The sequence below is a fragment of the Paenisporosarcina sp. P4_D4 genome (assembly GCF_056401835.1).
Map to the genome: position 1 here is coordinate 1 of NZ_JBFUIO010000363.1, position 871 is coordinate 871.

At 33.1% G+C, this 871-nt stretch carries 3 protein-coding genes; all 3 read left to right on the forward strand.

From position 1 onward, the window contains the following. The coding region (locus tag AC1DSL_RS18835) for a hypothetical protein (RefSeq protein WP_477533417.1) at positions 1-268 on the forward strand (268 nt) is incomplete at its 5' end. Between the two features lie 2 nt (positions 269-270). Then, positions 271-546: a hypothetical protein gene (locus tag AC1DSL_RS18840; RefSeq protein WP_477533418.1), complete on the forward strand. Its 276-nt coding sequence runs from the start codon at positions 271-273 to the stop codon at positions 544-546. Positions 547-607: 61 nt separating this feature from the next. Further along, entirely contained in the window at positions 608-775 is a 168-nt protein-coding gene (locus AC1DSL_RS18845; RefSeq protein ID WP_477533419.1) for a hypothetical protein, read from the forward strand. Positions 776-871: the final 96 nt, after the last annotated feature.

Here is an 871-nt window from a genome sequence, read left to right on the forward strand (position 1 = left end):
ATATTATTTAAATCAGTTGATTGACTTGGCTAAATTAGAACGGAACGGACAAAGTAGATGCAGTTTTACCGACTTCGACATATCCCATCTTATTCGTTTTAAAAATGAGTTCGAAACATTAAAAAAAGAAAATATAGAATTACGAGAAGAAAACATTGGTGTTGCATTGTACGAAACGAAATTATTGCATGAAAAATTAGAACCCGAACCAAACAGTAATGTCGATAGACACTTTAAACACATTATCAAAATATTGGAGGGAGAATGAAAATGGCTAAATATCGTAAAAAACCAGTAGTAATTAAAGCTATAACTTTTGAGGAATTTGTAGAACACGGAAAGAATAACGGTGCAAACATTGTTAGAGGTATGCCGTGGTCATTTAATTACAATGGTCACGCAGTAACGCATGAGAGCGATGAACGTTTTCTAATACAAACATTAGAAGGTGTTCATAATTTCACTCCACAAGATATGCTTATCACAGGAGTTAATGGTGAGATTTATCCATGTAATAAAGACTTTTTGAAAAGACTTACGAGATAATTTAAGTCGCAGTTCAACCAAACTACAAGATAAAAAATCTATTTTAAAGGGGACTAGAAAGATGTCAATCTATCGTGAACAAGACCTTAAAGATATGACCGCTCATGAAATAATTAATCACTTGTTTTATCTCGGCGAAATTTCAGAAAGACAGGCGAGTTATGAAATGGATGAGTTTTACCAAGAAGTTTCTAGCACAAGATCAGAGCTAATGAACAGAATAAGATAAGATAAAAATTTATTTTAAAGGGAGAGAAGATATGTCAACACTAAACCAAGCAATTCAAATAGCTGCTAAAGCCCATAAGGGTCAAATGGATAAGGC

Bases quoted from the DNA above. Each gene is read 5' to 3' on its own strand.
- AC1DSL_RS18840 (WP_477533418.1), top strand. From the start codon at position 271: ATGGCTAAATATCGTAAAAAACCAGTAGTAATTAAAGCTATAACTTTT.
- AC1DSL_RS18845 (WP_477533419.1), top strand. From the start codon at position 608: ATGTCAATCTATCGTGAACAAGACCTTAAAGATATGACCGCTCATGAA.